We start from the raw sequence: 24,201 nt of genomic DNA on the forward strand, positions 1-24,201 counted from the left end.
CTAATCGAATTAGTTTTTGTGAAGAAGGGGGAGATTTTATGAAAGTGACCAAGATGAATCATGTGTATCAACTGGCTTTTATGCCAACGGTTTTCCCGGTGAATTGTTATCTTGTGGAGGAGTTAGATAGTCTGACACTTATTGATGCGGCTCTACCTTCAAGCTATAAAAAAATCATGAAAGTGGCGGAGGACATTGGAAAGCCAATTAAACAGATTGTCCTGACGCATGCTCATAGTGATCATATTGGTTCTCTAGATGCTCTTAAAGAAAAGTTACCAAATGTGACAGTAAGTATTTCGACGAGAGATGCAATCTTGTTAACTGGTGATAAAAGACTTCTAAAAGGTGAGCCAGATACACCTATTCGTGGAGGGGTTCCAAAAACGATTCAAACGAAACCGGATCGTACCCTGCAGGATGGCGACGTAATTGGCTCCCTAAAAGTTTTGGAAACACCCGGACATACACCTGGTTCAATTAGTCTTATTGATACAAGAACAAACTCAATCATCGTTGGCGATGCCTTTCAAGTTCGTGGAGGGGTTGCTGTGTCTGGTTCACTAAAATGGTTGTTCCCAGCTCCAGCAATGGCAACATGGAGTAAAGAAGTAGCATTACAAAGCGCGAAAATAATAAAGGCGATGAATCCAACATTACTTGCAGCTGGACATGGAAAAATGATTACTTCTCCCGCTAGTTTGCTACAACAGGCCATAGAAGAAGCAGAAAGGAAGAACGTAGTATGACACCGAGAAGAGGATTAACCATTGCAGAAATCGTCAATACGGCAGCTGCGATAGCAGATCGTGAAGGATTAAAGGAACTATCAATTGGAGCCGTTGCTAAGGATTTGAACATTAAGCCACCATCTCTTTACAATCATGTACGCGGCTTGGACGAATTGCATGACCTACTTGCCTTAAATGGCTGTCAGACCCTTTATGAAAATCTGCAGCAAGCAACCGAAGGCTACAGCAAAGATGAAGCAGTTCGAAGATTGAGCCATGCTTATATTGATTTTGCCAAGACTCATCCAGGGCTTTATGAGGCAGGTTCACGCTCAGCGGCAGATGAGAACGTTACGTTAAAAGAAGCTCAATATAAGGTAGTCGAGGTTGTTCTTGGTGTCTTTTATGCTTACGGGATACAAGAGGATCACTCTATTCATTTAGTTCGCATGTTCCGCAGTATGCTTCATGGTTTTGTAACACTCGATGCTTCTCAAGGGTTTGGGCTACCACATGACCTTCGGGAGACACAGGAGATCATGATAGAAACCTTTCTACAGGGGATAAAAGGGAGATAATGTTGGTCAAAAAAATCTTACCAACTTAGTATATCTAGAGGTGTTTAATGAAGAAAAATAGTAAAACGTATCGTTGGGCTTTCGCACTCTTTCTTTTATTCATGGCAGGGGCTTTCTTCCTACCTGAGACCCTTCGATTTTATTTTATTGTCATCTTTCCAATTACTTATTGGGCTGCTTACGGATTAATGACTCGTACTTTATAGGGTTATAGTTTCTTTCTCTAATAAGAAAGCATCCAATGTAATGGATGCTTTTTTATTTATAAATTAGGCTACAGATCACTTACTCCTCTTCTAGGAAAAGTTCATTCTCGTCTGAATCTAAAAAATGCCATTCAAACTGAGTTTGATCAGCGTCAACAGAGATGAAAAAATAGTAAGGTTGGGTCTCTCTTTCTATTGGAATAACAAACGATTGATTTTCTTTTTCATTATAATATGATGCATAGGCAATATCTATATCTTCGGCTATTTTAGGTGAGATATAAGCGCCAAATGATGTTTGGTGGGTTCCGTTCATCACTAAAGTAGACACATCATTTTCGTTCTTCACGAGGGTTACGATATTTGTTTTATCTTGGGTATACTCAATAAAGCCTATTTCTTTTTGATTAGCTGTTTCAAAAACAGCTAATACAGCAGGCATATCAGCATTTGATGGTCTAACCTCAAGAATACGGTAATCTGGTGATGTGGCATATTCCTTTGCAAATGCCTCATTTGTTTTGTCGTATATTGAAAGTGTATTAATTGAATAGATGCTATACACACCAACAGCAACTAAAAATGTAACAAGGAAAACGATCAAGTACTTAATTTTCATTATTGCCTCCATAAATGTGGGTTTCTCGCATGATAATTAGTGTGAAGTTCATTTATTCACCCAATGTATCTAAACTGTATTTTATTTATAGATTATACCATTATATCCCTAAGTGCTTAACGATTAAAAAGCTCATATTTTTCCGACCGCACAAAAAAAACCCCCAGAAGACATTTCTTCTGGGGCAGTATGATTATCCTTTAAAAATCTGATCTATTGCTTTCCACTCTTCAGGTGTAAGAGTGACGTCTAATGTTTTTAGGTTATTTGAAACCTGGTCTGGACGTTTGGCTCCAGGAATGAGTGCGTCAATGCCGTCTTGCTGAAGATACCAGGCAAGAGCAACATGAGCGGTTTCAACGCCTTTGCTTGAAGCGATCTCTTTTAGAGATTCGACCTTCTCCAAATTACGCTCAAAGGCATCGCCTTTAAAAAGTGGATGATTGGCTCGCAAGTCGTCAAACTTGGAATCTTTTGTGTACTTTCCTCCCAATAGTCCAGCTGCAAGCGGGAAGTAAGGGATAAAGGAAAGGTTGTTCTCTACAATGTATGGAAGGACATCGCTCTCAGCATCTCTTGTAAAGAGGTTATATTCACCTTGAAGAACATCCACATGTCCGTCTTTATTGGCTTCTTTTAACTGATCAAGAGAGAAGTTCGATACTCCGATTGAACGAATTTTTCCGGCATCCTTGAGTTCTTTTAATGCGCCTACAGCCTCATCTTTTGGTGTGTGTTCATCAGGGAAGTGAATATAAAATAAATCAATATAATCTGTTTGCAGACGACGTAGAGCATCATCAACAGATTGTTTTAAAAAGGCAGGAGAGTTATCAATTTTAATCTCTTCTCCTTCAAATCGGTGTGCTGCTTTTGTAGCGATGACAAGGTCTTCGCGTGAACCAACTTCCTTTACAACTTCCCCAACAAGTACTTCCGAATGTTCAGGACCATAAATAAAGGCTGTATCTAAGAAGTTAATTCCTTGAGAAAGTCCGGTGCGAACAAGCTCTCGACCTGTTTCATCTTCTAAATTCTTAAATAAATTGTGTCCTCCAACTGCGTTTGTTCCAAGTCCAATTGGATTCACAAATAAACCAGATTTACCGAGTTCTATTTTTGTAGACAATGTCATCATCCTTTCATCCTATAGTTGCCCTTATCATAGCAGAGGATACGAATCGCTACTAAGAATATGCTTGGTTCTTTTTGCACATCCTATTAGGATAATGGAGGTGGTCTGATGATTCATGTATTTAATGTCGGCGTTCCTTTTCTGTTTTACGTAATCATGCTGCTGACGGTTATCTTAACGAGCAGACTGCCATCTAATAAAAATAGAGAATGAGGCAGAAAGGTAAGGCATATAGATGTAGTATCTAGCGGGCTGTACTAAGATTCAATTCTTGGTATGGTCCGTTTTATGTTGAGGAGGGGACACGGCATGATTGAACTGAAAGGCGATTCATTAACGTTCGATGAGTTCAGTCGAATTGTCTATCGGAGAGATCCAGTCTTTCTTCACCCGTTAGCCGTTAAGAAGGTACAAGAAAGCAGAAGATGGGTTGAGGGACATCTTCTTAAAGGGAATAAGGTGTATGGTGTGAACACTGGGTTTGGGAAGCTAAGTGAAACGTCGATCTCTGCAATGGAACTCGATGCACTGCAACTTAATCTCATTCGAAGCCATGCATGTGGGATAGGTGAGATATTCTCAGAGGAAGTCAGTCGTGCCATGCTATTACTTCGTGCAAATGCGTTAGCAAAAGGATATTCAGGGGTTTGTGTTGAAACGTTGCAACGATTAATCGATTGCCTTAATAAAGGAGTTCATCCACTTGTGCCAAGCCAAGGTTCATTAGGGGCTAGTGGTGATTTGGCCCCATTATCTCATCTTGCATTAGTCCTTGTAGGAGAAGGTAAAGCTCAGTACAAAGGTGAAATTCTCTCAGGAAAGCAAGCATTAGAGAAGGCAGGTTTGAAGCCTATTACTCTTAAGGCAAAGGAAGGGCTCGCTCTTATTAATGGTACACAAGCAATGACAGGGCTGGGTGTGATCGCGTATTTGGAAGCGGAATATTTAGCGGATATCGCCGATAGGGTGGCATCGCTAACGATAGAAGGACTACGTGGTGTGATTGATGCGTTTTATCCTGAACCTCATTCGGTCAGGCCTTTTCCAGAGCAACAGAAGGTAGCGGCTCGTATATACTCGTTTCTCTCTGATAGTCAGCTTGTAACAAAGCAGGGAGAAGAAAGAGTGCAGGATGCCTATTCTATTCGGTGTATTCCGCAAGTACATGGTGCAGTCAGGCAGGTGCTTGGTTATGTCCGCGATACCTTGCTGATTGAAATGAATGCAGCCACAGACAATCCACTAATATTTACAGAAAGTGACCAAGTGATTTCAAGTGGTAACTTTCATGGACAGCCCATTGCATTTGCAATGGATTTTTTGGGTATTGCTGTTTCAGAACTCGCTAATATATCAGAAAGGCGGACCGAGAGGCTTGTTAATCCTCAATTAAGTGAAGGTCTACCCGCTTTTCTGAGCAACAAGCCAGGCTTAGAATCAGGGCTTATGATTGCTCAATATGCGGCTGCCTCTCTAGTTTCAGAAAATAAATCACTTGCTCATCCGGCAAGTGTAGATTCGATTCCTTCATCTGCTAACCAAGAAGATCATGTGAGTATGGGGACAACGGCTGCCTCACATGCGGCATCGATCATCCGAAATAGTCGTGTGGTGCTTGCTATTGAAGCCATTTGCGCGGCGCAAGCAGTTGATTTTCGTGGAGTGAATCAGCTTGGTACTCATTCTAAACAGTTTCATCAACATATTCGAGAGGTTGTGCCTATTCTAACAACAGACCGTGTGTTATCAACTGATATTGAAAATATGGCTGAAGCAATCAAGCAAAGGAGGTTCATTTTAAAGGAGGGGTTTGATGAGTGATCAGAAAAGGGTCGTTGTAGCTCCAAGGGGAAGTAAGCTTCATACAAAAGGCTGGATTCAGGAAGCTGCCCTGCGCATGCTAATGAATAATCTTGATCCGGAGGTTGCCGAGCAGCCAGACCAGCTTATTGTTTATGGAGGGATGGGCAAAGCTGCACGAAATTGGCAAGCCTATGACCAAATAGTTACGGCTTTGAAGGAGCTTGAAGCAGATGAAACGTTATTGATTCAATCGGGAAAACCTGTAGCTGTGTTTCGAACACATGTGCACTCACCACGAGTTGTACTTGCTAATTCCAATCTAGTTCCTGCTTGGGCAAACTGGAAAACGTTTCACGAACTCGATCAGAAAGGCTTAATGATGTATGGGCAAATGACCGCAGGAAGCTGGATCTATATTGGGACTCAAGGCATTGTCCAAGGAACATATGAAACGTTTGCTGAGTGTAGCAGGCAACATTTTCAAGGAAGTTTGAAAGGCACAATTACGGTAACGGCGGGTCTTGGTGGGATGGGAGGTGCTCAACCACTAGCGATTACGATGAATGGTGGCGTGGTTATTTGTATTGAGGCGGACGAATCGAGAATTAAGAAGAGGGTACAGACTGGGTACTGTGATACATGGGTGAATAGCTTGGATGAAGCGATCACTCAGGCTGAGAGTGCAAAGAAAGCGGGTAGAGCAGAATCGATTGGGTTGCTTGGGAACGCAGCAGAAATTCTCCCTGAAATGGTGAACCGTCACTATATTCCAGATATCGTAACGGACCAAACGTCTGCCCATGACCCGCTTCATGGCTATATACCAGTGGGATATTCGATCGTTCAGGCAAATGACCTTAGGGTAAAGACGCCTGAGCTTTATATGACAAAGGCAAAACAAAGTATGGCGCAACATGTTCTCGCGATATTGACGATGCAAAAGCAAGGAGCGATTGCCTTCGATTATGGGAATAACTTGCGTCAAGTGGCAGCTGATCAAGGAGTAGAAGAAGCATTTAGATATCCAGGATTTGTACCTGCCTACATTCGTCCGCAGTTTTGTGAAGGAAGAGGACCATTTAGATGGGTGGCTCTTTCTGGAGAAGCATCGGATATTAAGAAGATTGATCAGAAACTGCTTGAAGTATTCTCGGCTAATCAAGGTCTTTGTAACTGGATTAAGTTAGCTCAAAAACATATTCAATTTCAAGGGTTACCAGCACGTATCTGTTGGCTTGGTTATGGAGAACGGGCAATCGCTGGCACCATGATTAATCAGATGGTGGCTTCAGGAGAACTTCTCGCTCCGGTTGTCATCGGGCGTGATCACCTTGATGCAGGTTCAGTTGCCTCGCCAAATCGGGAGACAGAAGCCATGAAGGACGGGAGTGACGCGGTGGCTGATTGGCCATTACTTAATGCTCTGGTTAACACAGCAGCTGGAGCAAGCTGGGTATCCATTCATCATGGTGGCGGAGTCGGAATGGGTTATTCAATCCATGCTGGCATGGTTGTTGTAGCAGATGGCACAGTTGAAGCAGGAGAACGATTAAACCGTGTGTTAACAAGTGATCCGGGTATGGGCATTGTGCGGCACGCAGATGCAGGCTATGAAAAAGCTATTCATGCAGCCAACACCAACAAACTGAACATTCCTTTTTTGAAGGGAGACTAATCGATGACCTGTCTATATATCCGTAATGCTGCACAGCTCGTAACGATGCAAGGAAATAACACGGTTGCAAGGTGTGGGGTGAGTATGGGGGAGTTGGGCATTATCGAGGGTGGTAGTGTCATTATTAAGGATCAAGTGATTGGCTTTGTGGGAACGGATGATGAGGCTGTGGAGTATCTAGCCCATCTGTCAGACGATGTTCAAGTGATTGATGCTTCAGACAAACTTGTCACTCCAGGATTAATTGACCCTCACACCCATCTTGTTTTTGCAGGAACACGAGAACATGAATTGGAGAAACGGTTAAAAGGAACGTCATACATGGATATTTTGCAAGGTGGCGGTGGCATTCTCAGTACATGCGAACAGACGAGAGCCGCTTCAAAAAAGGACTTATATGTACAATCAGAGCAGCGGTTACATCAATTCTTACTACATGGTGTCACAACGATTGAAGCAAAAAGCGGGTACGGACTGACCATAGAGGATGAAATCAAGCAGCTGGAAGTAGCGCAGGAGCTGAGTCAACATCATGATGTTGACATTGTTTCTACGTTTATGGGAGCACATGCCATTCCTCCAGAATATAAGAATCATCCCGATGAATATGTTGATCTGGTTATAGAAAACATGCTACCCGCCGTGGTCGAAGCTGGATTAGCAGACTTCTGTGATGTTTTCTGTGAAAAGGGTGTCTTTACGATAAAACAGTCTGAACGTATTCTTGAAGCTGCCAGTATGCTAGGTTTGCAGCCTAAGATTCATGCAGATGAACTTGCTTCTTTTGGAGGAGCAGAGCTGGCTGCCAGAATGGGCGCGGTGACGGCTGATCATTTGTTGAAGGCATCGGATGAAGGCATAAAACAGCTTGCAGCTCAGGGTGTAATTGCTGTTTTGTTACCAGGCACGGCATTTTTCTTGATGGAGAAGCCTGCACAGGCACGAAAGATGATTGATGCAGGTGTTGCGGTCGCTCTATCAACGGATCGGAATCCAGGCTCTTCTCCAACTGAATCGTTGCCTTTTATGATGAATTTAGCATGTCTAACGATGAAGATGACACCTGAAGAGGTCCTTACTGCGACAACAATTAATGCAGCACATGCGATTCGTAAGGCAAGTTCTATTGGCAGTCTAGAAGTTGGCAAGCAAGCTGACCTTGTTCTATTTGATGTGCCAAACTATCAGATGCTGCAATATCATTATGCAGTAAATCATGTGGATACAGTGGTGAAAAAAGGGCGTCTAGTTGTTCAATCGGGAAGGGTCATTCAATAAAGGAGGGTGAAATGGAGGTATTATATACAGCTACACACATATTTGTGGATGGTGCCTTTCAATCTAATTATGCACTTCTTGTTAAGGATGGAGAACTTGTAGATATTGGTCAAAAAGCTATGCTGAAGCCATTATATCCACATGCTAAGACGGTAGATTTTGGAGAGAAAGCGATTGTGCCAGGTACCGTGAATGCTCATAATCACTCCTTTCAAAGCTTGCTTCGTGGCATGGCGATTGATGTGCCTTTTTTGCAATGGAGAGATGAAGCCTTGTATCGATGTACACCATTTTTGAATGAACAAGCGATTTATACAGGAGCATTGTTTGCCTTTGCAGAGATGATGAAGAATGGTGTAACCACGGTTGCGGACTTTTTTTATGTTCACAATGGCGGTATTCGCTCTGATGAAGCGGTGATACAAGCTGCAAAAGACGTCGGGATACGTCTGGTCTTTGCACGTACGATGTATGACTGGAAGGGAGCGCCTGATAGCTATATCGAGAGCGTGGAGAAAGCTACTCGACGGACGAAGCAACTTGCCATTAAGTATCAAGGGGATCAAATGATTACTATCCATCCAGCTCCACATAGCCCCCATGCAGCTTCACCTGAGATGATTCAAGCCGGTCACAAACTAGCAAAAGAGTTAGATGTTCCTTTTCATATCCATGTAGCGGAAGAGCCATTTGAGGTAGAAGAGACTCTAGAGAATTGTGGTCTCAGACCTGTACATTATTTAGATTCATTAGGTGTCGTAGATCACAATATGATTGCGATCCATCTCGTTTGGATTGATCCATCGGAAATTCAATTATTAGGAGACAAACAGGCGTCACTTGCCTATTGTCCATCTAGCAATATGTTCTTGTCTGATGGTGTTACACCAGTGCCGGATTTACTTGCATCTGGTGTGCAAGTTGCACTCGGAACAGACGGAGCATGTAGTAACAATCGTATCAGCGTTTATGAAGAAATGAGAATGTGCTCCTTATTACAAAAGGTCACTAGACTAGACGGAATGTGTATAAATGCAAATCAAGTTTTTCATATGGGAACAAAAGCAGGTGCGAACATGCTTCGCTTACCAACAGGCGAGCTGAAAAAAGGATTACGCGCTGACTTTGTTGTTTTAGATAGAGAAGATCTTTCACTGTTACCGAGCAAAGAGTTATTTGCCAATGTAATTTATTCAATGCAGCCAACAGCCATTACAGATGTTGTAGTGAATGGAAAACAAGTCATTGAAAATCGTCGACTCAAAAAGATTTCTGAGAAGAAGTTAGTGAATCAGGTGAATCGACTTGTGGAGAGATGGTCATAGATACGGTTGTCTTTTGGTCATTCTTAAAGATAGAGATGGAAGCTTACATTATTGTAAGCTTCTTGTTATTTAAATCGATACGAGGTGTTCTCTTGTGCATGATAATCTAAGAATAACTTAGAAACGCAGGAGGACTTCAATCATGGCTAACTCAGTGGTAAATGTAACAGATGTTGATAAGGTTTACGGAAAAAAAGGCGAGAATCAATTTCGAGCGTTAAAGAAGGTGAACATGAACATAAATGAGGGAGAATTTGTAGGCATCATGGGGCCATCTGGTTCGGGGAAAACGACACTCTTAAATGTGATTTCCACGCTAGATTCTATATCAGCTGGTCAAATTCAAATTGACGGGACCGATATTACGACGATGAACCAGAATCAGCTGGCTGATTTTCGCGCACAAAAGCTTGGTTTTATCTTTCAAGACTTTAATCTGCTAGAGAGTATGACGGTGTATGAGAATATTGCTCTTCCGTTGTCATTACAGAATGTACCTTCAAAAGAAATTTCGCCTAAGGTAAAGGCTATTGCAAAGACACTAGATATTGAATCTATTTTAGAGAAATACCCAGCACAAATATCTGGGGGCCAAAAGCAGCGTTCGGCAGCAGCTAGAGCTCTTGTACACAATCCAAGCATGTTACTTGGAGATGAGCCCACAGGTGCGCTTGATTCTAAAAATGCAACAAGCTTACTAGAAACAATGACGACCCTAAATGAGGATCATGGTATTACCATTATGATGGTTACACATGATGCCAATGCGGCAAGTTATTGCAAACGAATTGTCCTTATTCAAGATGGAGAACTATATAAAGAAATTACGCGTACCGGAACGAGAGAAGAATTCTTCAAAGAGATTCTAAATGAGCTGGCAGAGCTTGGGACAAGCAAGGCGTAGAGAGGAGGTTTATCATGTTAGGTAAATTAGCTGTATCAGGCATTCGAAGCAAGTTGAAGGATTATATTGTCCTTCTTGCAGGATTAGTGATGTCTATTTCTATTTTCTATATGTTTCAAACCTTAGCTTGGAATAAGGAATTTACAAGTGAAAATTCACTGATTAATAGTATTCAACTTGTTTTTAATGTAGGCTCAGTGCTCCTAGCTGTAGTTACGTTTTTCTACATCCTTTATACAAATTCATTCCTATTATCACTGCGTCAAAAGGAATTTGGGATGTATATGCTACTAGGAGCTAAGAAAAAACAAATCCAAAAAATTATGTTTATTGAGACCTTAGTGATTGGCGCCATTTCATTAGTCATTGGAATTGGTTTCGGAATATTGCTCGCTGAGATTGTAGGTCGTTTGCTCATGAATCAGCTTAACTTCACAAGTACTAGCTATTCATCCTTTTTCCTACCTGCAGTAGCCATCACTCTTGTGTTCTTTATTATTTTGTTTTTGATCAACGGTCTAATTAATTCCATTCGTTTATCAAGACTTCAAATATTGGAACTAGTACACGCAGAATCACAAACTGATCTAGTTCCGACTCAAGGTAAAACAAGATTTTTTAGTATGGTTGTTGGAATCATTTTTCTAGGAATTGGTTATTTCGCGCTAATCAATATGGAGAATCTCAGAGAACTTGGATTAATTGCTGCTCCAACCGCCACTACAATAGGAACATATCTGATCTTCTCTTCTTTGATTCCTTCTGTAGTGAATAAACTTAAGCGGAGCAAATCCTTAAACGAAAAGGGGATTCATGCTTTTACCTTTTCTCAATTGCGCTTTCGGATCAATGGACTAAAGACCATGCTCGCAACCGTGACGATGCTTATTGCCTTAGGTGCGGGAGCCATATCGGCTGGTATGGCCTTCCAGCATAATGTAAGTACATTAGTCGAATTGGGAGAAATCTATGATGTCGCAGTATTTGATGCAGATGAAGAGCAAGAAAATATCCTCAGTACGATTGAGTTCAAAGAAGAGATGGAATACCGGTATAAGATGGACGAACAATATGTTTATTTCGAAGGAGAAGAATTAGATGAACAACGGCCGCTTGTATTCGATTTTGAAAGTGGGCAAGCAATTGAACAATCCATCTATCGTTTAGATGAGGAGCTTCCACAAGATCAAAGAGACTCAGATGAAGTTGGATTAAATGGTTGGCAATGGGCTAATTTCCTGCGAGAAATCACGGAACCAAGTGCCCAAGGGAACTCTCCTGTTGTTCTTTCTACAGACGAATATAATGAGATCGATGCAGCAGAAAAAATTGTTTTTATTGGTAGGACAGATGCCTATACTCAATACCTACCTCAGTGGAAGCAGTTAAATGATCTTCAACAAGAACAATTCAATACAGAAATATATACTAAATACACGATGTACGAAGGAATGAATGCTATTTCAAGTGGTACGGTCTTTATGGGCTTTTTCCTTGGCATTGCCTTCCTTGCTATGATGGCGAGCTGCTTAATGTTTAAAGTGTTGTCTGGTGCTACAAAAGACATTGGACGTTATCAAATGCTTCGTAAAATCGGTGTAAGACCAAGCAAGCTTTCGGGGTCCGTCTATAAAGAATTGTTCTTTATCTTCTTGTTCCCAGGCATCTTTGGAATTGTGCATGTGTTAGTAGGTATGAATCTATTCTCATTCATTCTGCTAGAACCATATTATCGGATCTGGCTCCCAATTCTATTGTTTATCGGGATCTATGCAGTGTACTATTTAATAACAGTTAATTTGTATAAAGGTATTGTCATGCCGAAGGAAAAATAAAGGATTTAGGAAAGGTGGGACAGTCATTGTCTTACCTTTTTTTTGTTGAGAATGAAAAAGAAGGATGAATAGTATTGCCGATCAAACCTAAATGATGTACGATAATCTTAAATAGGGAGCAAAAGGAGAGAATTAATTGGTAACGCTTACAAAAACGACAGCTAAAACAATCGCAGAGAAATTAGGCTTATCAATTGCTACCGTAGATAGGGCTTTAAATAATCGAGGCAACGTAAAGAAAGAGACCTACCAAAAAATTATGGATACGGTTGAAGAGCTTGGTTATAAGCCTAACAAATTAGCCTCCGTACTTTCAAAAAAAATGAAATATAAGATGGCTGTTTTGTATCCGGCATTTGGACAATATTTTTGGAGCCAAGTTGAAGTAGGATTAAACAAAGCGATTAATGAACTAGCGGATTATGGTGTAGAGGTCACGACATTCCGCATGAAGGAAGGCAATGATTCTGACATGTTGCAGAAGGTCATTGATACAAATGAGTATCATGCTATTGCTGTAGCTTCAGGAGAAGAGATCCTTGATGTAGTGATTAATGACGGGATAGAAAAAGGTGTAACCATCTGTACGTTTAATCAGGATGCTCTTGGAAGCAAAAGATTATTTTACGTTGGGGCTGATTATTATGAGTCAGGCAGGCTCGCTGCAGAGTTAACCTGCAAGTTCGTTGGACAATCCGGTAAAGTGGCAGTGTTTGGTCAAAACAACGACTTCCAAACCAATGAGAAGAATCGAGGATTCATAGAGGCATCTACCCAGTACCAAAATGTTCAGGTCTATGGACCAATTGCGGTTTCTACCCCTTTAACAGATAAATTGAAGGACCTTATTGAAGGACTAGATGGAATCTATGTATCTACTTCAGATATTTTTGAGGTAGCCGCTTATTTGTCCTCAATCGATAAAAAACTAACGTTAATTTGTCATGATTTAAATGAGGAGATTCATCATTTTCTAGAATCAGGAGTCATTACTGCTACGATCAATCAAGACCCAGTGAATCAAGGGTACTTAACACTAATGGAGCTTTTTCGACACCTTGCCTTCGAGGAAGAGATAAAAGCAGAACAGATTACAAAATTGGAAGTAGTCATGAAAGAAAATGCTAAGTACTATCTATAGACATAGCTTTTCTTTTGACATAAATGATGTACGATAATCATTTCTTATAAAATGGGGGGAAGAAGATGAAGTTTAGTAATGGATGTTGGATGGATAAGGAAGGTCACGTCATAAAGAGTCCTGCTGAGGTTTATGATTGGAAACAAGAAGATCAGTTGTTGACGATGTACACACCCTTTCAAAAGATTAACCATATTGGTCAGACTCTTGATGGCGGAATCTTAACGGTTGAGATCTCTTCACCACTAGAAAATATTATTCGTGTGAAAGCCTATCATCATGTCGGTTCAGTCGTCAATGACCCATCGTTCACTGTAGCTGAAAAGTCTCCGGCGGTGCAACTTGAAGAAACAGAAGAGCAGCTTACTTTCACATCTGGAACGTTACATGCAACCATCGAACGAGAACATTGGCGTGTTCACTTTTCTTATAAGGATAAATCACTTACATCAAGTGAGCCAAGGTCCTTAAGTTACGTCCATAATGATAAAAACGAGCCATACATGAGAGAACAATTATCTCTTGATGTGGGTGAATTAATTTATGGTTTAGGTGAACGATTCACTCCATTTGTGAAGAACGGTCAGGTTGTAGATATCTGGAACGAAGACGGAGGCACAGGCAGTGAGCAGACGTATAAAAATATTCCTTTTTACGTGAGTAATAAAGGCTATGGTGTATTTGTCAATCATCCTGAGCATGTCTCGTTTGAGGTCGCTTCTGAAAAAGTATCGAAATCGCAGTTTAGTGTTGCAGGAGAATGTCTAGATTATTATATTGTGGCAGGCGATAGTCTGAAAGATGTCCTTCATAACTATACAGAGTTGACTGGTAAACCACCTCTAGTCCCTTCATGGTCATTTGGTTTGTGGCTAAGCACATCATTTTTAACAAATTATGATGAAAAAACCGTAACCTCATTTGTGGATGAGATGATTGAGCGTGAGATTCCACTTGACGTATTTCACTTTGATTGCTTATGGATGAAGGAATTAGAATGGTGTAATTTCGAGTGGGATGAGCGAGTATTTCCAGACCCAATTAATATGCTGAAACGATTAAAGGAAAAGGGACTCAAGATTTGTGTATGGATTAACCCCTATATTGGTCAAAAATCTCCACTATTTAAAGAAGCAGCAGACCAAGGCTTTTTATTAAAGAAGGCAGATGGACGTGTTTGGCAATGGGATAAATGGCAGGCAGGGATGGGTCTCGTTGATTTCACAAACCCTGAGGCTACCTCATGGTACACAGATAAGTTAAACGGACTCATTGATATGGGTGTGGACAGCTTTAAAACAGACTTTGGAGAACGTATTCCCGTTGATGTTGTTTATGCAGATGGATCTTGCCCGAATAAAATGCATAACTATTATACACAGCTTTATAATGAAAGCGTGTTCAACTTATTAAAAAAACGTTTAGGTAATGAACAGGCCGTATTATTTGCTCGCTCAGCAACAGTTGGCGGTCAAACGTTACCTGTACATTGGGGGGGAGATAGCTTCTCTAATTATTCCTCGATGGCAGAAACCTTAAGAGGAGGATTATCTTTAAGTCTTGCTGGATTCGCTTACTGGAGTCACGATATCGGGGGATTTGAAACGGGATCCACGCCAGATCTATACAAGCGTTGGACGCAGTTTGGACTTCTTTCTTCGCACAGTCGTTACCACGGTAGTGGAGATTACAAAGTACCTTGGCTCTATGATGAAGAAGCCGTTGATATTACAAGGCAGTTTACCAAGTTAAAATGCCGATTAATGCCTTATCTATATTCTATGGCGGTTGCTGCAACAAAAACAGGGGTTCCGATGCTTAGACCTATGGTCCTTGAATTTACAGAAGACGAAACGTGTCATTATCTTGACCGTCAGTACATGCTCGGTTCTGATTTACTTGTGGCACCAATTTTTAATGATCAGGGAACGGTGAAATACTATTTGCCAGAAGGTGAGTGGACGAACCTTTTAACAAACAGCAAGGTGACAGGTGAGCGATGGATTACAGAATCACATGATTATACGACACTTCCTTTGATGGTGAAAGAGAACTCCATTCTTGCTTTTGGTCATGAGGACACAACAGCAGCTTATGATTTTACAAACGAGGTAGAACTCCATCTATTTGCCTTAAAAGAAGGCGAAGAGGCAAGAATGGTGTTAGTAAATGAAGCAGGTGAGGAAGTTGGATTTGCTACAGCACTAAAATCAGATTCAAGTATCAAAGTACAAACAGAGGGATTATCTACATCCTATACGGTTGTCCTGAGAAATGTACATTCTGTTCAATCGCTCACAACAGGAGAACAAGGGCAGACTTCAGATGGCGTAACGATTTCTTTAGACTCGGATGTAAAAGAAGTGACCATTCAACTATAAAAGGGAGGTCATCTTAATGGGAGTAAAGAAAAGAACAATGGTGGTTATTGTAGCGTGTGGAATATTGGCTGGGTGTTCAAGTAGTGATACGTCAAGTGAAGAAGATGTGGTGAAGCTTGATTTTTTGACGTATGCGGATCCTGCTCAATTAAAAGTGTATCAACGAGCGGTTGATGCTTTTCATGAATTGCATGGCGATGAGATCCAAGTAGAACTTACGGGGCTTCCGGCAGATAACTATACTCAGACGCTGACAACACGTCTTCAAGGAAGCGAAGGACCAGATATTTATTATGTTCAGGACTTTTCGATGTCGACCTTTGTCCAAGGTGGCACGGCTCTCCCGCTAGATGATTTCTTAGAGGGGCCAGATTCTTATGTCAGGAAGGATGAATTTCCAGATGATATTTGGGGACCCACTCAAAAGGATGGTGTAACCTACGCATTGGTACCTGACGCCAATCCATTTGTGATGTATTACAATAAATCTGTCTTTGAAGAGGTTGGTGTAAAATCACCTCAAGAGTATTATGATGAAGGCAATTGGTCATGGGATACGTTAAAGGAAATTACATCAACATTTAAAGAAGCAGGCAAGGAAGGTTATGTGCAGGATGGAGGTCCATTTGGAGTGAATACATGGATCTATAGCAATGGAGGCAGTGTAGAAAAGGATGGGGAAGTGGTTATTGATTCAGATCCTAAGACAATTGAGGCCATTGAATATGTGAATCAGATGGTTCAAGATGGGAATTTTGTTTTCTCAGGAAGTTTACCACAGGGACAAGGACGAGACGCGATGTTTATGTCTGATCAAGTTGCCCTAGTAGGCGCTGGTCGTTGGTTAACCCCACTCTTTTTAGAGTCCAATAAGGACTTTGATTACATTCCTTGGCCGACGAATACTGGTGAGCAGATGGAACCAACCCTCGTAACCTCTGCTTATCTTGCGGTGAATAGTGACACGGATTATCCGGAAGAAGCGATGAAATTCATCAGCTACTATGTGTCGGAGGAAGGGCAAGAGATTAGATTAGCTGACAACGGTAATTCAGTGCCTTCTATTGCCGGACTTGAGCATGTAGTAACGGATAATCCTGAACCAGAGCACGCAGAATACCTTTTAGATGCCATCCGGATCGGTCAACCGATTGTCTTTGAGTTTGAAACGCCAGGTCTCTCAAATGAGATGCGAGACATCTATGAAATCATGTTTATCGGGGACATTACGGCTGAAGAAGCAATTAGTCGGTTAGGTGACAAAGCCAGAGAAATGACAGAAGAATAACGTTTAACCTTCCGCTTGATGTGTTCAAACGGAAGGTTTTTTTATTTGTGTAGATTGGATTGCTGTTTCTTTAGCCTTACCTTAAGATATGAATAACATTATTCCTGCTTCATATAATAGGTGAAATCCATTGAATTTCTAGGGGGTACACATGAATCGAATGTTAGTACTGCAATCTGATTTTGGACTAAGCGATGGAGCGGTAAGTGCCATGTACGGAGTAGCCTTGTCAGTCAATCCAGATCTCAAAGTGTCTAATTTAACACATGATATTCCTCCATATAATGTGTGGGAGGCATCCTATCGATTGCTACAGACTATTTCTTATTGGCCAGAGGGGACGGTGTTTGTTTCCGTTGTGGATCCTGGTGTCGGTTCCAAGAGAAAAAGCCTCATTGCTAAGCTGAATTCTAATCATTTAATCATTACACCCGATAATGGTACGCTTACTCACCTAAGTAGATTAATAGGATTAAAAGAGGTCCGGGAGCTTGATGAGGTTCGTAACCGCCTCCCTCATTCGGGTGAATCGTATACCTTTCATGGCAGAGATATTTACGCCTATACAGGGGCAAGGTTAGCTAGTGGAGAGATTACATTTGAAGAAGTAGGAGAAAGTCTAGATCCCGACCTGATCACCCAACTACCCATTCAAGAAGCACGTGTAGAAGAGCAGCAAGCATTAGGTAGTATTGATATATTAGATGTGCGATTCGGAAACATTTGGACAAATATTCACCGATCCTTATTTACCCAATTAGGTATTCAATACGGAGACATAATTGACGTTGCGATTGAAGATGGAACAAGACAAGTATATAAGAACACGATGACATTTGGCCGATCATTTGCAGATACGTCTGTTGGAAAAACGGTCTTATACGTAAATTCAATTGATCACATGGCGATCGGCATCAACCAAGGATCCTTTGCAAAGGCGTATGAAATTGGCACAGGACATAACTGGAAAATAGCCATCGTACCAACATTTGGGAAGTAGTAATACCCATTCTTACCTTGTTTTCATTTTGCACTTTCTTTATACTTATTTAGTATAGCGAAGTAAATGGTACGGATAAGTAGATAGAGAGAAGGCTAAGAATGAAGTACGAGGTTCGAGGAAGTCATAAGGTTAAAAAAGGGTTCGCTTATTATATGATAAAGTGGACAGTTTTTTTAGTTGGACTTTTGGTTTTGGCAACAGGTGGAGCATTTATGATAAAGTCTGCCTTTGGATCGGCTACATGGGACGTCTTGCATATTGGGCTTTCAACAAAGACGTCGTGGTCAATTGGTGTTTGGGTTCAAATTATTGGGTTGTTTATGATTGGATTAGCATGCATCATTGATCAATCTAAACCGCAGATTGGTAGCTTTATTAATATTATATTAATTGGTTTTTTCTTAGATTTCATGTTGAGCATTCCTATTTATCCAAGCGTGATGCAATGGTGGGAGAGTTTACTGTTTTTAATCGGAGGAATTTGTATTCTTGGCTTTGGTGCAGGAATGTATGTAGCGACTGGATTAGGTGCAGGACCGAGAGATGGAATGACAATGGTTTTGTCTAAGAAATCAGGATTATCCATTCGTCTGGTACGAACTCTTCTTGAAGGAACGGCTTTACTAATTGGATGGTTATTGGGTGGTCCGGTTGCAGCGGGAACGTTCTTATCGGTGTTCCTAATTGGACCAGTTATGCAGGCGTCGATTGGATTCTGGCGTAAGCAATTGTCCAGGTTGGACGAAAGAGATGAACTGGTTGAGGCACCTATGGAGCCAGAACTTAAAATACATGGTTAACGTAAAACGCAGGGACATTCGTGTCCACTGCGTTTTTTTGATGGATTATCTTTATGGTTATTGAACTGGAACCCAAATTTCTGTGACATAGTTTTCATCGTAAGGATCTCCGGCTGCATAAACTTCGAGTTCAGGAATGGGTGAAAGTGTATACCCGCTAGTAGGGAACCATTCCTCATAGATTCTTTGTGTAGTCTCATGTACAACCTTTGATGCAGGGCCCTTTGCCTCAAAGACAGCCCACTTTGAAGAGGGTACTACTAGTGTGTCAAAATGAGCAGGAACGGTTTGATTTGATTCAACTGCAATATAGTAGTCGAGGTATTCTTCGTTATGATCCTCGCTTATTGGAGCACACGCTCCAAATAATGAACCACTAGAAGGGTCTGCAATGGACAATATTTCGTCCGTCGTACCATTGTGATTGCTTTCATCCCAAAAAGCAGTAATAGCAGGCGCACCATTCTCTGTAATAGAAAACCTCCGCTTTATCCCAACAAGTGTGAAGGAATTTCGTTCTGTTATGTGATAATTCATCGGCTCTTCCCCTTTTAATGTGACTTTAATGACAAGTTGGTTATACGTCTTAATTACAGAAAGTGGATTTCTTGCTTCTTTCGGAGTGATTCCATGCTGGTTTTTGAACGCTTTTGAAAAAGCTTCAGGTGTTTCATACCCGTACTTGAGAGCGATGTCAATTATCTTACTAGACTCTCTTTTTAATTCATGACCAGCCTGAGTAAGACGACGTTTCCGAATGTATTCTCCCACTGTTATACCTGTTAAGATATAAAAGGTTTTTTGGAAGTGAGAGACAGAGACATGAGCTTCTTGGGCCACGTTTGTTAGTATAAGATTTTCTGTTAGGTGGTTCTCTATATAATGTATAGCTTTCTGCATAGATTCAATCCAGGCCATGTCCTCATCTCCTTACAAGCATCATAGTAGAATGGTAGGGAAAGATCCTGTTTTTAAACGTTCAGTTTGGATAGGTTTAGTATAATACAAAAAAGCCCTCCAAGGAGGGCTTTTCATTATGCTGCTTTAGATTGTTGCTTCTTTTCTTTCTTAGATACAGGATTTAAATAATGGTAGAAGAAGCCCATAAATACTGCTCCTCCAATGAAGTTACCAATCGTTACAGGAATCAGGTTGTGCACGACTCCCTGAATGGTGATATCCGGCGAATTAAGCATGAATGAAATGGCGAACATACACATGTTAGCAATGCTATGCTCATAACCAGATACAAAGAAACTAAACACAAGGAGCATCATGATAAAGATCTTGGCCATCTCGTTTTTAAGAGACATAGGGATAAAGAAGGCAAGACAGACAAGCCAGTTACAGAGAATGGCCCGGAAAAACAATTCACTAATCGGTGTTTCTGTTTTATGAGAAGCTACACTTAGTAGAAAACTATTTACACTAGAGTCACTAAATAATCCAGTAGCCCAAAGAAAACATGCAAAGAATATCGCCCCAATAAAATTACCGATATACGTTGTAAATAGTAGCTTACCTACGGAAGTCCAAGACATTTTTCCTCTTAATGCAGCAAAAGGAAAGTAAAATGTGTTCCCAGTAAATAAATCTGCATTGCCGTATTTTATGAGGATAATACCTACACCAAATGTAATGGCTGCAACAATATATGATAAAGATGATCCGGTTTCGTAGAAAAATCCGCCTGTTCGAAAGGCTACGATCACTCCAAGTCCAAGAAACATAGTGGCTAAAATGGAGCGAGCCAAATAATGCATATAATGATCGTTATAGGTTTGTTCCTTTTTTATAGCTAATTCTTCAATCTGTTGCAAAGATGTTTGTTCCATTTAATTATTTACACCGCCAGTATTTTGTTTGCGTTCAAACCGCTATCTGATTATACACGATTTAAGGAGACATGGGCGGTTATATAAGTTAAAAAAATAGAAAAGAATGTACCAAGTCTAAGTTGACAAATTTTAGCAAAATGAGTATGATACGTTCAAGAATAATGAGAAAGACAAAGAGACATGAATAGAAGCTCTATTCTGATCTTTACTAAGAGGAGTTAAGCGATGTCATACATAGAAACCCCGACTGTATATGAAGTAAATAAATCTGAAAGAACGGATGTAGTAGGCTATCCGTCTTTCGCAAGAATCATAGATGGTATTCAAAAAGCACTGTTTAATCGATTTGGCGTTCCTTATGAATTATATGCAAGTGAAGATACAAATTTTGAATACTGGAACTTGCTAGAGAAGGATATTCAAAATGGTTCCGATCAAGTGACTCATGTGGCTTCTATCTTTGAGAAGATCGAAAAACGAACATTTGCGTATGCAGAAGATGAAGAAACACCTGATTACCGTGTACATAAGTCTATATTAAATAATGTCTTTGCCTATGAAGAGGAAGGTGTCGCTCTCGCCCGGATCCCTTTTTTTATGGAGGATAGTTCAGGTATTATGTTCAGAAACTGTGTATTCGCGATCGGAGACCACCAAATATCGACCTTCCTAAAGAATGTCCGAGTTAGAGCTTGGGAAGACAGTCGCACGCGTGTAACGGTTTTTACAGACTCTGAGAACGGTACGATGCGAAAAGAGGAACCCGTTACTCGTGCTTTTAGTCGCAATGAAGTGATCATGGAGTCAGAGTTGAAAGAGGATATTTATCAATCATTGGACCAATTCTTTGAAAAAGATCGTTCATTTTACCAGACCTATCAGATTCCATATAAGCGAGGTATTCTGTTATATGGCCCACCTGGAAACGGAAAAACGACCCTGGTGAAATCAATTGCTGGATCTGTACATGCTCCAGTGGCTTATTGGCAAATTACTGAGTTTACGACAAGTGACTCCATCGAAGAGGTCTTTAGCTCAGCCAGAAGGCTTGCTCCAATGGTGTTAGTGATTGAGGACATTGATTCTATGCCGAAGGGGGTTCGATCCTTTTTCTTAAATACATTAGATGGAGCGACGTCAAAAGAAGGAATCTTTTTAATTGGTACAACAAATTATCCAGAAGAAATTGATCCCGGTTTAATGAATCGAGGAGGTCGTTTTGACCGAGCTTATGAGATTGTATTACCTACATTTGAACTTCGCATCCAATATTTGGAGCGAAGAGGATTTGATGCGTTTATGTCTCAGAGTAAAATTCAAGATGTAGCTACATTATCAGAGGGATTCTCCTTCGCTCAACTTGGTGAGTTATTTGTGAGTACGGCACTTGAGTGGCATCAAAAAGGTGAGGTCGATGTGGAGAAAGTAATACAAGGCATGCAGACGGAGCACCATAAGAGTAAAAAAGGGGACTGGATGAGCCCCAACAAAAAAATGGGGTTTTAACAGATGGTTCCCCTCTATTGAATTGAATGTGCTATTCTTTACATAGATTTATATGTCACGTAAAGGTGAGATCGTTCATTGAAGAATCAATTTCTAAAAGGTACATTCTACTTAACAGCTGCGACCTTTATATCTAAAATTTTGGGATTTATCTATATCATGCCGTTTGTTTTAATTGTAGGGGATTCAGGTTATGCCCTTTATAAATATGCATATGGCCCTTATACGCTAATGCTTAGTGTTGCCACTCTTGGATTGCCTCTGGCTGTTTCTAAGTATGTGGCTAAATATAACAGCCTCGGTGACTATCAGGCAGGAAGAGATCTGTTACGTAATGGATTGAAGATCATGGTCGGTATGGGTATTCTCTCCTTTACCATTCTATTCCTGTTTGCTCCTCACTTAGCTTCGCTTGTCATAAAAGAAGGCGATGTAAGTGGGAACTCTCACGAGGATGTTGTATACGTTATTAGACTTGTTAGTATTGCTCTATTAATTATTCCTCCTATGAGTATGATGAGAGGGTTCTTTCAAGGGAACCAACAAATGGGTCCATCGGCTCTCAGTACAGTTCTTGAACAGATTGTACGGATTTTCTTTATTTTGGCGGGTTCCTTTACTATTTTGTATCTTCTAAATGGAACAGCCACTCAGGCTGTAGGCATTAGTACGATGGGAGCTTTTGCAGGGGGACTTGCTAGTCTTTGTTTGTTATTGTGGATCTTTTTTAAACGGAAGGAAAGATTTCCACAGCCCCAGGATACTCATTTGACGCATTCAAAAATCAAATGGGTTCCGATGTTAAAAGAGCTTACGAGCTACGCCATTCCCTTTGTTCTAGTTGGATTAGCAATTCCTGTCTATCAAAATATAGATACCTTTACTATTAATGGATTGTTAACATCTGTTGGGTATACCTTACAAGAGGCTGAGCAGGTCAATGCAATTATTGGACTAGCACAGATCTTGGTTTTAGTACCCGTATCCCTTGCAACAGCATTTAGTATCTCTTTGATTCCAAATATTACGGCTTCATTTAACCGAGGAGATCTAGAAGACGTCATTAAAAAGATTAAACAAACGTTTATTTTACTCATGTTTGTACTTCTACCTGCCGTTGTAGGTATGACCCTTCTAAGTGAACCAATCTATACGAGTATTTTTGGGATGAATAACAACCCAGAATTAGGCGGCCGGATATTAGCATGGTACGCGCCAATGGGAATTCTGTTTTCGTTATTCGCTGTTTCCGCAGCAGTCCTGCAAGGCATAAACAAGCAGAAGCATGCGATCATGGGACTAGGTTTGGGGATTTTGGTAAAATTGATCTTGAATACGCTTTTGATTACTTCGTTGCACGAGCTAGGACCAATTCTTGCTACTTATGCAGGATATCTTGTATCCGTGAGCTATCTGTTTGTTGTCATTTACAAGAACGTTCACATACCTGTGTCCAAGCTTCTTAAACCACTGATTCCAATTGGCATGATGGTTGTTTTGATGACGATCATTGTCATGATATTCGAAGCAACCACACGTTTTCTTTTCTCAAATGTCATGGGTGAGTATCCACTATCATTTCTGGTGACAGGTGTTTCTGTCCTTGCGGGTGCGTTATTCTATCTATTGGCTAGCGGAAAAACAGGACTCATTCGACTAATCGTAAGGAGAAATGAATCATGACGGCAGCAGAACTTTGGAAGGAATACAAACGAGAACATCCTGAATCAGCAGATGACTATGAAGCCTGGTCTTTTGGAGACTCTGCTGAAATGGCTGATGAGCTTCTAGAACTTGTTCTAACAGGTGATAAAACAGCAACCTGCTGTAACTATACATTAGCTAAAGAACAGGGAGAAGATTTGGCTAAACCCGGGCAGTTAAACATTCTTTTAGATGGTCAAGAGAAGGCTAAAGCGATTATTGAGACAACTCATGTTGAAGTCGTTCGATTTAATGAAGTAACAGAAGCGTTTGCTCGGCTGGAAGGGGAGGGAGATCTTTCTCTTTCTTATTGGCGGCAGGAGCATGAGGCATTTTTTACAAGAGAGTGGAAGGAAGCAGGAGGAAGCTTCTCTTCTGATATGCTTGTTTTTTGTGAGGTATTTAAAGTTGTACATAGACGAGACTAAACCTATTATGTAATAGGTTTTTT

The 24,201-nt window shown here is 40.8% G+C and carries 21 protein-coding genes; 17 read left to right on the top strand and 4 right to left on the bottom strand.

Annotation, left to right across the window (positions count from 1 at the left end):
- Positions 1 to 38: 38 nt before the first annotated feature.
- From J2S05_RS12110 to J2S05_RS12120, 3 genes are read left to right on the top strand one after another with little or no spacing between them, the layout of a single operon-like run.
- A complete protein-coding gene (locus J2S05_RS12110) occupies positions 39 to 749 on the top strand; it encodes an MBL fold metallo-hydrolase (protein WP_306983134.1) in 711 nt (236 codons plus the stop codon).
- On the top strand, positions 746 to 1,309 hold the full coding sequence (locus tag J2S05_RS12115) for a TetR/AcrR family transcriptional regulator (RefSeq protein WP_306983136.1): 564 nt from the start codon (positions 746 to 748) through the stop codon (positions 1,307 to 1,309). Before J2S05_RS12110 ends, J2S05_RS12115 begins: the two co-directional genes overlap by 4 nt.
- Before the next feature lie 47 nt (positions 1,310 to 1,356).
- A complete protein-coding gene (locus J2S05_RS12120; protein ID WP_306983138.1) occupies positions 1,357 to 1,515 on the top strand; it encodes a hypothetical protein in 159 nt (52 codons plus the stop codon).
- A gap of 79 nt (positions 1,516 to 1,594) precedes the next feature.
- Here J2S05_RS12120 and J2S05_RS12125 read toward each other — a convergent pair whose 3' ends face one another.
- Both J2S05_RS12125 and J2S05_RS12130 read right to left on the bottom strand, forming a co-directional pair.
- A complete protein-coding gene (locus tag J2S05_RS12125; RefSeq protein WP_306983140.1) occupies positions 1,595 to 2,134 on the bottom strand; it encodes a hypothetical protein in 540 nt (179 codons plus the stop codon).
- Between the two features lie 193 nt (positions 2,135 to 2,327).
- Complete coding sequence (locus tag J2S05_RS12130) at positions 2,328 to 3,263, bottom strand: aldo/keto reductase (protein ID WP_306983142.1); 936 nt, start codon at positions 3,261 to 3,263, stop codon at positions 2,328 to 2,330.
- A 315-nt stretch (positions 3,264 to 3,578) separates the two neighbouring features.
- On the opposite strand from J2S05_RS12130, the gene hutH reads away from it, so the two are divergent.
- From hutH to J2S05_RS12185, 11 genes are all read left to right on the top strand, one after another.
- The gene (gene hutH / locus J2S05_RS12135) at positions 3,579 to 5,090 is read left to right on the top strand and encodes a histidine ammonia-lyase (protein ID WP_306983144.1); all 1,512 of its coding nucleotides are present in this window, start codon (positions 3,579 to 3,581) and stop codon (positions 5,088 to 5,090) included.
- Entirely contained in the window at positions 5,083 to 6,747 is a 1,665-nt protein-coding gene (gene hutU / locus J2S05_RS12140; RefSeq protein ID WP_306983146.1) for a urocanate hydratase, read from the top strand. The genes hutH and hutU overlap by 8 nt, the downstream gene beginning before the upstream one ends.
- A 3-nt stretch (positions 6,748 to 6,750) precedes the next feature.
- Positions 6,751 to 8,025 (top strand): imidazolonepropionase, encoded by a 1,275-nt coding sequence (gene hutI / locus J2S05_RS12145; RefSeq protein WP_306983147.1) that lies wholly within the window; start codon positions 6,751 to 6,753, stop codon positions 8,023 to 8,025.
- An 11-nt stretch (positions 8,026 to 8,036) separates the two neighbouring features.
- A complete protein-coding gene (locus J2S05_RS12150; RefSeq protein ID WP_306983149.1) occupies positions 8,037 to 9,350 on the top strand; it encodes an amidohydrolase family protein in 1,314 nt (437 codons plus the stop codon).
- Between the two features lie 142 nt (positions 9,351 to 9,492).
- A complete protein-coding gene (locus tag J2S05_RS12155) occupies positions 9,493 to 10,254 on the top strand; it encodes an ABC transporter ATP-binding protein (protein ID WP_306983151.1) in 762 nt (253 codons plus the stop codon).
- A 14-nt stretch (positions 10,255 to 10,268) separates the two neighbouring features.
- Positions 10,269 to 12,089, top strand: a complete 1,821-nt coding sequence (locus J2S05_RS12160) for an ABC transporter permease (protein ID WP_306983153.1) — start codon at positions 10,269 to 10,271, stop codon at positions 12,087 to 12,089.
- Positions 12,090 to 12,225: 136 nt separating this feature from the next.
- On the top strand, positions 12,226 to 13,230 hold the full coding sequence (locus J2S05_RS12165) for a LacI family DNA-binding transcriptional regulator (RefSeq protein WP_306983154.1): 1,005 nt from the start codon (positions 12,226 to 12,228) through the stop codon (positions 13,228 to 13,230).
- 65 nt (positions 13,231 to 13,295) lie between these two features.
- On the top strand, positions 13,296 to 15,611 hold the full coding sequence (gene yicI / locus J2S05_RS12170) for an alpha-xylosidase (protein ID WP_306983155.1): 2,316 nt from the start codon (positions 13,296 to 13,298) through the stop codon (positions 15,609 to 15,611).
- Between the two features lie 16 nt (positions 15,612 to 15,627).
- Positions 15,628 to 16,899, top strand: a complete 1,272-nt coding sequence (locus tag J2S05_RS12175; RefSeq protein WP_306983157.1) for an ABC transporter substrate-binding protein — start codon at positions 15,628 to 15,630, stop codon at positions 16,897 to 16,899.
- Positions 16,900 to 17,050: 151 nt separating this feature from the next.
- A complete protein-coding gene (locus J2S05_RS12180) occupies positions 17,051 to 17,899 on the top strand; it encodes an SAM hydrolase/SAM-dependent halogenase family protein (RefSeq protein WP_306983159.1) in 849 nt (282 codons plus the stop codon).
- 101 nt (positions 17,900 to 18,000) lie between these two features.
- Positions 18,001 to 18,702: a YczE/YyaS/YitT family protein gene (locus J2S05_RS12185; RefSeq protein WP_306983162.1), complete on the top strand. Its 702-nt coding sequence runs from the start codon at positions 18,001 to 18,003 to the stop codon at positions 18,700 to 18,702.
- 57 nt (positions 18,703 to 18,759) lie between these two features.
- On the opposite strand, the gene J2S05_RS12190 is transcribed toward J2S05_RS12185, so the two are convergent.
- Complete coding sequence (locus J2S05_RS12190; RefSeq protein WP_306983164.1) at positions 18,760 to 19,620, bottom strand: AraC family transcriptional regulator; 861 nt, start codon at positions 19,618 to 19,620, stop codon at positions 18,760 to 18,762.
- Positions 19,621 to 19,736: 116 nt separating this feature from the next.
- Positions 19,737 to 20,537 (bottom strand): formate/nitrite transporter family protein, encoded by an 801-nt coding sequence (locus J2S05_RS12195; protein ID WP_306983166.1) that lies wholly within the window; start codon positions 20,535 to 20,537, stop codon positions 19,737 to 19,739.
- A 228-nt stretch (positions 20,538 to 20,765) separates the two neighbouring features.
- Here J2S05_RS12195 and J2S05_RS12200 point away from each other — a divergent pair, with 228 nt between their 5' ends.
- From J2S05_RS12200 to J2S05_RS12210, 3 genes are all read left to right on the top strand, one after another.
- Entirely contained in the window at positions 20,766 to 22,046 is a 1,281-nt protein-coding gene (locus J2S05_RS12200) for an ATP-binding protein (RefSeq protein ID WP_306983168.1), read from the top strand.
- Between the two features lie 78 nt (positions 22,047 to 22,124).
- Positions 22,125 to 23,729, top strand: a complete 1,605-nt coding sequence (locus J2S05_RS12205; protein ID WP_306983170.1) for a putative polysaccharide biosynthesis protein — start codon at positions 22,125 to 22,127, stop codon at positions 23,727 to 23,729.
- Positions 23,726 to 24,178, top strand: coding sequence for an ASCH domain-containing protein (locus J2S05_RS12210; protein ID WP_306983171.1), 453 nt, complete (start codon positions 23,726 to 23,728; stop codon positions 24,176 to 24,178). Before J2S05_RS12205 ends, J2S05_RS12210 begins: the two co-directional genes overlap by 4 nt.
- The last annotated feature ends 23 nt before the right edge of the window (positions 24,179 to 24,201 follow it).

It is taken from the genome of Alkalicoccobacillus murimartini (assembly GCF_030813245.1).
GTDB classification, from domain to species: Bacteria; Bacillota; Bacilli; order Bacillales; family Bacillaceae_D; genus Alkalicoccobacillus; species Alkalicoccobacillus murimartini.

What these genes read in the sequence shown, in the direction of transcription:
- J2S05_RS12150 (WP_306983149.1), top strand. Translation starts at nt 8,037, where the DNA reads ATGGAGGTATTATATACAGCTACACACATATTTGTGGATGGTGCCTTT.
- J2S05_RS12110 (WP_306983134.1), top strand. Translation starts at nt 39, where the DNA reads ATGAAAGTGACCAAGATGAATCATGTGTATCAACTGGCTTTTATGCCA.
- hutH (WP_306983144.1), top strand. Translation starts at nt 3,579, where the DNA reads ATGATTGAACTGAAAGGCGATTCATTAACGTTCGATGAGTTCAGTCGA.
- J2S05_RS12190 (WP_306983164.1), bottom strand. Translation starts at nt 19,620, where the DNA reads ATGGCCTGGATTGAATCTATGCAGAAAGCTATACATTATATAGAGAAC.
- hutI (WP_306983147.1), top strand. Translation starts at nt 6,751, where the DNA reads ATGACCTGTCTATATATCCGTAATGCTGCACAGCTCGTAACGATGCAA.
- J2S05_RS12120 (WP_306983138.1), top strand. Translation starts at nt 1,357, where the DNA reads ATGAAGAAAAATAGTAAAACGTATCGTTGGGCTTTCGCACTCTTTCTT.
- hutU (WP_306983146.1), top strand. Translation starts at nt 5,083, where the DNA reads ATGAGTGATCAGAAAAGGGTCGTTGTAGCTCCAAGGGGAAGTAAGCTT.
- J2S05_RS12155 (WP_306983151.1), top strand. Translation starts at nt 9,493, where the DNA reads ATGGCTAACTCAGTGGTAAATGTAACAGATGTTGATAAGGTTTACGGA.
- yicI (WP_306983155.1), top strand. Translation starts at nt 13,296, where the DNA reads ATGAAGTTTAGTAATGGATGTTGGATGGATAAGGAAGGTCACGTCATA.
- J2S05_RS12210 (WP_306983171.1), top strand. Translation starts at nt 23,726, where the DNA reads ATGACGGCAGCAGAACTTTGGAAGGAATACAAACGAGAACATCCTGAA.
- J2S05_RS12115 (WP_306983136.1), top strand. Translation starts at nt 746, where the DNA reads ATGACACCGAGAAGAGGATTAACCATTGCAGAAATCGTCAATACGGCA.
- J2S05_RS12185 (WP_306983162.1), top strand. Translation starts at nt 18,001, where the DNA reads ATGAAGTACGAGGTTCGAGGAAGTCATAAGGTTAAAAAAGGGTTCGCT.
- J2S05_RS12180 (WP_306983159.1), top strand. Translation starts at nt 17,051, where the DNA reads ATGAATCGAATGTTAGTACTGCAATCTGATTTTGGACTAAGCGATGGA.
- J2S05_RS12125 (WP_306983140.1), bottom strand. Translation starts at nt 2,134, where the DNA reads ATGAAAATTAAGTACTTGATCGTTTTCCTTGTTACATTTTTAGTTGCT.
- J2S05_RS12175 (WP_306983157.1), top strand. Translation starts at nt 15,628, where the DNA reads ATGGGAGTAAAGAAAAGAACAATGGTGGTTATTGTAGCGTGTGGAATA.
- J2S05_RS12160 (WP_306983153.1), top strand. Translation starts at nt 10,269, where the DNA reads ATGTTAGGTAAATTAGCTGTATCAGGCATTCGAAGCAAGTTGAAGGAT.
- J2S05_RS12200 (WP_306983168.1), top strand. Translation starts at nt 20,766, where the DNA reads ATGTCATACATAGAAACCCCGACTGTATATGAAGTAAATAAATCTGAA.
- J2S05_RS12195 (WP_306983166.1), bottom strand. Translation starts at nt 20,537, where the DNA reads ATGGAACAAACATCTTTGCAACAGATTGAAGAATTAGCTATAAAAAAG.